The sequence below is a fragment of the Pseudomonas sp. UBA6699 genome, from assembly GCF_002454615.1.
Taxonomy (GTDB): domain Bacteria; phylum Pseudomonadota; class Gammaproteobacteria; order Pseudomonadales; family Pseudomonadaceae; genus Aquipseudomonas; species Aquipseudomonas juntendi.
The window spans coordinates 36362-43306 of sequence record NZ_DKJF01000022.1 but is presented as its reverse complement, the minus strand read 5'-3'; the positions used below and the strand labels follow the sequence as shown (position 1 = coordinate 43306).

Here is a 6945-nt window from a genome sequence, read left to right as displayed (position 1 = left end):
TGGAGCACGTTCTTCGCGCGGAGCACGCTCTTCACGCGGGGCGCGTTCTTCGCGCGGTGCACGCTCTTCACGGGCTACGCGCTCTTCACGCGGCTGGCGCTCTTCGCGCTCGGCTGGCGGAGTGGCATCCAGCGGCTCGCGCAGTTCGCGCACGCGCTCTTCGCCACGGTTGCCACGGCGGTCTTCGCGTGGCTGGCGTGGGGCGCGTTCCTCGCGTGGTGCGCGCTCTTCACGTGGCGCACGTTCTTCACGCGCAGCGCGTTCCTCGCGTGGCTGACGCTCTTCGCGTGGTGCGCGTTCGGCACGCTCTTCACGTGGTTTGCGCTCTTCGTCGCGGCGGCCATTGCGGTTGCGGCTTTGCTGACGGCCGTTGCGGCGTTCTTCGTTGCGTGGGCTGCGCTCGGCGGCCGGTTTCTCGGCGGCAGGGGCGACCGGGGCAGCGGCAGGCTCGTCCTTGCCGGCGAACAGGCTGACCAGCGACTTGACCAGGCCCTTGAACAGGCTTGGCTCCGGCGCGCTCGGCGCGGCGGCGGCCGGTGCAGGCTGCTGCACTTCGGCGGCGGCCGGTACCGGTGCATTGGCGCGGGCCGGGGCGGTTTTCACGGCCGCTTCCTGGCGAACCAGGGTACGGGTAGCAGTCGGTTGTGGTGCTTCTTCGGTTTCGCTGGCGGCGATTTCGTAGCTGGACTGGTTGTTCAGCACTTCCGGGTTGTCGTCGCGCAGGCGCTGGACTTCGAAGTGCGGGGTTTCCAGGTGATCGTTCGGCAGGATGATGATGCGCGCACGGGTGCGCAGCTCGATCTTGGTGATGGAATTACGCTTTTCGTTGAGCAGGAACGCTGCTACCGGGATTGGCACCTGGGCACGCACTTCGGCGGTGCGGTCTTTCAGGGCTTCTTCTTCGATCAGGCGCAGGATGGCCAGCGACAGCGACTCGACGTCACGGATGATGCCGGTGCCGGAGCAACGTGGGCAGACGATGCCGCTGCTTTCACCCAGCGATGGGCGCAGGCGCTGACGGGACATTTCCAGCAGGCCAAAGCGGGAGATGCGGCCAACCTGCACGCGGGCGCGGTCGGCTTCCAGGCACTCACGCACGCGCTCTTCGACGGCGCGCTGGTTCTTGGCCGGGGTCATGTCGATGAAGTCGATGACGATCAGGCCGCCGATGTCACGCAGGCGCAGCTGGCGGGCGATTTCCTCGGCCGCTTCCAGGTTGGTCTGCAGGGCGGTTTCTTCGATGTCGCTGCCTTTGGTGGCGCGCGCCGAGTTGATGTCGATGGACACCAGGGCTTCGGTCGGGTCGATCACGATCGAGCCACCGGACGGCAGGTCGACCACGCGCTGGAAGGCGGTTTCGATCTGGCTTTCGATCTGGAAGCGGTTGAACAGCGGCACGCTGTCTTCGTAGAGCTTGACCTTGCTGGCGTACTGCGGCATCACCTGGCGGATGAAGGTCAGGGCTTCTTCCTGGGCGTCGATGCTGTCGATCAATACTTCGCCGATGTCCTGGCGCAGGTAGTCGCGGATGGCGCGGATGATGACGTTGCTTTCCTGGTAGATCAGGAACGGCGCGGCGCGGTCCAGGGACGCTTCCTTGATGGCGGTCCACAGTTGCAGCAGGTAGTCCAGGTCCCACTGCATTTCTTCGCTGCTGCGGCCCAGGCCGGCGGTGCGCACGATCAGGCCCATGTCGCCCGGTACGGTCAGGCCGTTCAGGGCTTCGCGCAGTTCGTTGCGCTCTTCGCCTTCGATGCGGCGCGAGATGCCACCGGCGCGCGGGTTGTTGGGCATCAGTACCAGGTAGCGGCCGGCCAGGCTGATGAAGGTGGTGAGGGCGGCACCTTTGTTGCCACGCTCTTCCTTCTCGACCTGAACGATGACTTCCTGGCCTTCGCTGAGCACTTCCTTGATGTTCACCCGGCCTTCCGGGGTTTTCTTGAAGTATTCGCGGGAGATTTCTTTCAGCGGCAGGAAGCCGTGACGTTCGGAACCGAAGTCGACGAAAGCGGCTTCGAGGCTGGGTTCGATGCGGGTGATCTTGCCTTTGTAGATGTTGGCCTTTTTCTGCTCACGCGCGCCGGACTCAATGTCCAGGTCGTAGAGACGTTGGCCGTCCACCAGGGCTACACGCAACTCTTCGGGTTGAGTTGCGTTAATCAGCATTCTTTTCATGTTGTACCGTCGGTTTCCGGGCTGCCGGAAACGGCGTTCGGCACACACGACGTCTCATGGTCGGTGCCAAGGTGCGCAAAGGGTGGCCGGGCCACCCCCGTGTCGAGCAACGTTCGGCACCAGCCGGTTGCCCAGCCTGCCGTTGTCGCGACGACGCGTCCTGTTTGCTGCGGTGCCAACAAGGCCCCGGTGGCTTCGAATGGGTATCCGAATCAACCAAGCGGGCCTTGTGCACTCAGTCAGGAGGAGGAATCAACCGTCAGCCGTGGACGCCCGGGGGCATCTGTTCAGGACCTTATCCGCTCACCAGCCTTCAATCGGCTGCTGGCCGGACGCGGTGCTACACGGTCCGAGGGCTGTGCATCTCCACCCTGCACGTATCCCTGATAATTCGGGTGCTGCCGCGCGCTGAATCCGCAACGGGTTGCATTTTTCGCCAGCTTCGAATGGGAAGCTGACGCCATTACATGTCCAAGGCTGTTGTTTCCGGAGCATTCGCCTTGCGTTGCGTGGAAGCGACGGGGGCGGGCAGAGCTACAACGAAAAGAATCGGGTAAGCAGGTGAACAACCACACTTGTCGTTTTTTTTCGGTCTTCTCTACACAGCGCTGGTGGCGATTCCAGGCAATTCGGTAAACTGGCGAAAACCCCGTAGGACGGCCTCGCGTCCTGGAGAATTGCGTAGGTCAGCAACCGGCTCTGGGCCTGGTTTTGCTGGCCTGCCACTTTTGGCGGCGTTCGCGACTATAGCAGCAATGATTAAGTGCTTCAATTCCATAAAAAATTGTTATGATTCCCGCCATGACGACCAATACCCCTCCGACTTCCGGCGTACAGCTGATCGAAGTCGCGCCGGAGCTTGCCGGCCAACGCATCGACAATTTCCTCATCACGGCGCTCAAGGGCGTACCCAAGACCCTGGTCTACCGCATCCTGCGCAAGGGTGAGGTGCGGGTCAACAAGGGCCGCGTGAAACCCGAGTACAAGATCCAGGCCGGCGATATCGTGCGGGTGCCGCCCGTCCGCCTGCCGGAGCGCGACGAGCCGGCACCGGTCGCCCAGGGGCTGTTGCAGCGCCTGGAGGCGGCCATCGTCTATGAAGACAAGGCGCTGATCGTGATGAACAAGCCGGCCGGCATCGCCGTGCATGGCGGTAGTGGCCTGAGCTTCGGCGTGATCGAGGCGCTGCGCCAGCTGCGCCCTGACGCCAAGGAGCTGGAGCTGGTGCACCGCCTGGACCGCGACACCTCCGGTCTGCTGATGATCGCCAAGAAGCGCAGCATGTTGCGCCACCTGCATGCGGCGCTGCGCGGTGATGGCGTGGACAAGCGCTACATGGCATTGGTGCGGGGCCACTGGCCCACGGCCAAGAAACAGGTCAACGCGCCCCTGCTCAAAAGCAACCTGCGCTCGGGCGAGCGCATGGTCGAGGTGAACGATGAGGGCAAGGAGGCGCTGACCCTGTTCCGCGTGCTGCGTCGCTTCGGCGATTTCGCCACCATTGTCGAGGCGCGGCCAATCACCGGGCGTACCCACCAGATTCGCGTGCATACCCTGCATGCCGGGCACATGATCGCCGGCGACAACAAATACGGCGACGAAGATTTCAGCCGCGAAATTCGCGAGTTGGGTGGCAAGCGCCTGTTCCTGCACGCCTACGCGCTGACCGTGCCGCTGCCGGACGGTGGCGAGCTCAAGCTTGAAGCGCCGGTGGACGATGTCTGGGCCAAGACGGTGGAGCGGCTGAGTGCGCCGTGACCTATGAAAAAAGCTTATGAACTGCTGATATTCGACTGGGACGGCACGCTGGCCGACTCCATCGGGCGCATCGTCGAGTCCATGAACGCGGCTGCCGTGCGTGCCGGTGAGGCGCAACGCAGTGATGATGCGATCAAGGGCATCATCGGCCTGGCCCTGGACGAGGCCATCCATACCCTGTACCCGCACCTGGAGCCCGTTCAGGTCGAAAGCTTCCGTCAGCACTACGCTGATATCTACACCGCCCTGGATCAGCAGCCTTCGCCGCTGTTCGAGGGTGTGAGCGAGTCGCTGGACGCCTTCCGCGCCGAGGGTTACCGCCTGGCGGTGGCCACCGGCAAGGCCCGTCGCGGCCTCGATCGGGTGCTCAAGGCCAATGGCTGGCAGGCGTTTTTCGACATTACCCGCGCCGCTGATGAAACCCGTGGCAAGCCACACCCGCTGATGCTCGAGGAAATTCTCGGCCATTGTGGTGTAGAACCGCAGCGTGCGCTGATGGTCGGAGATTCGGCATTCGACCTGCAAATGGCCAGCAATGCCGGCATGCATTCGGTGGCCGTGGGCTATGGTGCCATGTCGTTACAGGCGCTGGCCGAGTTTGGCCCGCAGGTGTGCATCGAGCATTTTTCCCAGCTGCGCGAGTGGTTGGCTGGGGCCGCAATTCCACTTCCAAGGTAGGTGAGCATGGCAGACGAATGGAAAGCCCCCGAGGCCGAGCCCGGGGAGCGCGAAGAGCGCAAGAGCTGGCAACTGCTGGAAAAGACCCTGTTGGCCAGTGTGCAGGAGCAGCGCCGCTCACGGCGCTGGGGGATTTTTTTCAAGCTGCTGACCTTCGTTTACCTGTTCGGCATCCTGGCGCTGTTCTCGCCGCTGATGGATATGGACAAGGCGGCCTCGCGCGGTGCCAGCCATACCGCACTGGTCGAGGTGCGTGGCGTGATTGCCGACCAGGAGGCGGCCAGCGCAGACAATATCGTGAAGAGCCTGCGTGAGGCCTTCAAAGACAGCAAGACCAAAGCTGTGGTAATGCGCATCAACAGCCCGGGTGGCAGCCCGGTGCAGGCCGGTTACGTGTACGACGAAATCCGCCGCCTGCGTGCCGAATACCCGGCCATCAAGCTGTACGCGGTAATCGCCGACCTGGGGGCGTCCGGTGCCTACTACATTGCCAGTGCCGCAGACGAGATCTACGCCGACAAGGCCAGCCTGGTCGGGTCCATCGGGGTAACGGCGGCCGGCTACGGCTTCGTCGGCACCATGGAAAAGCTGGGTGTCGAGCGCCGCGCCTACACCTCGGGTGAGCACAAGGCGTTCCTTGACCCGTTCTCGCCGGAAAAGCCCGAGGAGACGCGGTTCTGGCAAGGGGTGCTGGACACCACGCACAACCAGTTCATCGCCATGGTCAAGCAGGGCCGCGGCGAGCGCCTGAAAGACAAGGAGCACCCGGAGCTGTTCAGTGGCCTGGTGTGGTCGGGTGAGCAAGCCAAGGCGCTGGGGCTGGTGGATGGGCTGGGCAGTGCCAGTTATGTGGCGCGTGAGATCGTGGGTGAGAAGGAGTTGGTGGACTTCACCGTGCAGGAATCGCCGTTTGACCGCTTCTCCAAGCGGGTCGGGGCCAGTGTGGCTGAGCACCTGGCCATGTGGATGGGCTTCCAGGGGCCACAGCTGCGCTGATTGCCTGTTCTGGCCCCATCGCCGGCAAGCCGGCTCCCACAGGCATCCCACAGTTCTCAAAACTTGTGCAGTACCCGTGGGAGCCGGCTTGCCGGCGATGGGCCGCAGAGCGGCCCCAGGCCCTCAAGGAATCACCACCCCTTCCTTGGTCAGCATGTCCACCAGCCGAATCAACGGTAGCCCGATCAGGCTGGTGGCGTCGCAGCCATGGGTGCTCTGAAACAAACTCACCCCCAACCCCTCCGCCTTGAAGCTGCCAGCGCAGTCCAGCGGCTGCTCCGCCGCGACATAGCGCTCCACCTGCTCGCGGCTCAGTTCGCGCAAGGTCACGGTAAACGCTATGCAATCGACCTGGCATTGCCCGGTGGCGCTGTTAAGCAGTGCCAGCCCGGTCAGGAAGCACACCTGCTGCCCGCTGCACGCCAGCAGTTGTTCGCACGCGCGCTCGAAGGTCTGCGGCTTGCCCAGCACCTGTTCGCCCAGCACCGCCACCTGGTCCGAGCCGATGATCAGGTGCCCGGGGTGGTTGCCCGCCAGTGCCTCGGCCTTCTGCCTGGCCAGGCGCTGCACCAGCTCTGGCGCTGGCTCGCCGGCCTGGCGCTGCTCGTCTATGTCGGGGCTTGCCCAGGTGAAAGGCAGTTGCAGGCGGGCGAGCAGTTCGCGGCGATAGGCAGAGCTGGAAGCCAGTAACAGAGGAAGCATGGTAGACTCCTGATTCAGTTGAACAAATTCTATCACGCACGATGCCGCCTAATTTCCTTTGACAGGGGCGGGGGGCATCCCTATTATGCTGCGCCTATGTTGAATGACCCGATTCCACCTCACGTTGACCCGCGCAAATTAGCCGATCGTGGCGTAACCCTTAACGGTTCGCTGCCGCTCGCTGATTTGGAAAGACTCTGCGACCCGCTTTCCGACAATGTCGGTACGGTGCAGGCGAAGTTCGATTTTGAACGAGATGAACAGCACGTGGTGGTTATCCACAGCGAGCTGGACGTCGAAGTCAAAATGGTTTGCCAGCGTTGTCTTGAGCTGGTCACCCTGCCGATCCATAGCGAATGCACTTACGCTGTGGTGAAGGAGGGTGCGAATACCCAGTCGTTGCCGAAAGGCTATGACGTGCTGGAACTGGGCGAAGATCCTTTGGATCTGCAGGCATTGATCGAGGAGGAGCTTCTGCTCGCCCTGCCAATCGTGCCTGCTCATCATCCGGAAGAATGCCAGCAGCCGGCGGGCGCAGACGAGCCCGAATCGAGCAAGGACGAGGTATCGCGGTCCAACCCGTTCAGTGTTTTGGCGCAGTTAAAGCGTGACCCAAACGTTTAGGAGTTAATCAAT

The 6945-nt window shown here is 63.0% G+C and carries 6 protein-coding genes; 4 read left to right on the top strand and 2 right to left on the bottom strand.

Features of this window, described 5'->3' with window-relative positions; translation table 11 throughout:
- Positions 1 to 2175: ribonuclease E (gene rne / locus B3361_RS04520; protein WP_286920121.1), on the bottom strand; the 2175-nt coding region annotated here is incomplete at its 3' end.
- Between the two features lie 801 nt (positions 2176 to 2976).
- On the opposite strand from rne, the gene rluC reads away from it, so the two are divergent.
- From rluC to B3361_RS04505, 3 genes are read left to right on the top strand one after another with little or no spacing between them, the layout of a single operon-like run.
- Complete coding sequence (gene rluC / locus B3361_RS04515) at positions 2977 to 3933, top strand: 23S rRNA pseudouridine(955/2504/2580) synthase RluC (RefSeq protein ID WP_054905797.1); 957 nt, start codon at positions 2977 to 2979, stop codon at positions 3931 to 3933.
- Positions 3934 to 3936: 3 nt separating this feature from the next.
- Complete coding sequence (locus B3361_RS04510) at positions 3937 to 4611, top strand: HAD family hydrolase (protein WP_054905786.1); 675 nt, start codon at positions 3937 to 3939, stop codon at positions 4609 to 4611.
- 6 nt (positions 4612 to 4617) lie between these two features.
- Entirely contained in the window at positions 4618 to 5607 is a 990-nt protein-coding gene (locus B3361_RS04505) for a S49 family peptidase (RefSeq protein WP_009685073.1), read from the top strand.
- Positions 5608 to 5730: 123 nt separating this feature from the next.
- On the opposite strand, the gene B3361_RS04500 is transcribed toward B3361_RS04505, so the two are convergent.
- Positions 5731 to 6309: a Maf family protein gene (locus B3361_RS04500; RefSeq protein ID WP_054905787.1), complete on the bottom strand. Its 579-nt coding sequence runs from the start codon at positions 6307 to 6309 to the stop codon at positions 5731 to 5733.
- A gap of 96 nt (positions 6310 to 6405) precedes the next feature.
- Between B3361_RS04500 and B3361_RS04495 the strand changes: the two genes are divergently transcribed.
- On the top strand, positions 6406 to 6933 hold the full coding sequence (locus B3361_RS04495) for a YceD family protein (protein WP_080709253.1): 528 nt from the start codon (positions 6406 to 6408) through the stop codon (positions 6931 to 6933).
- Positions 6934 to 6945: the final 12 nt, after the last annotated feature.

Bases quoted from the DNA above. Each gene is read 5' to 3' on its own strand.
- rluC (WP_054905797.1), top strand. From the start codon at position 2,977: ATGACGACCAATACCCCTCCGACTTCCGGCGTACAGCTGATCGAAGTC.
- B3361_RS04510 (WP_054905786.1), top strand. From the start codon at position 3,937: ATGAAAAAAGCTTATGAACTGCTGATATTCGACTGGGACGGCACGCTG.
- B3361_RS04505 (WP_009685073.1), top strand. From the start codon at position 4,618: ATGGCAGACGAATGGAAAGCCCCCGAGGCCGAGCCCGGGGAGCGCGAA.
- B3361_RS04500 (WP_054905787.1), bottom strand. From the start codon at position 6,309: ATGCTTCCTCTGTTACTGGCTTCCAGCTCTGCCTATCGCCGCGAACTG.
- B3361_RS04495 (WP_080709253.1), top strand. From the start codon at position 6,406: ATGTTGAATGACCCGATTCCACCTCACGTTGACCCGCGCAAATTAGCC.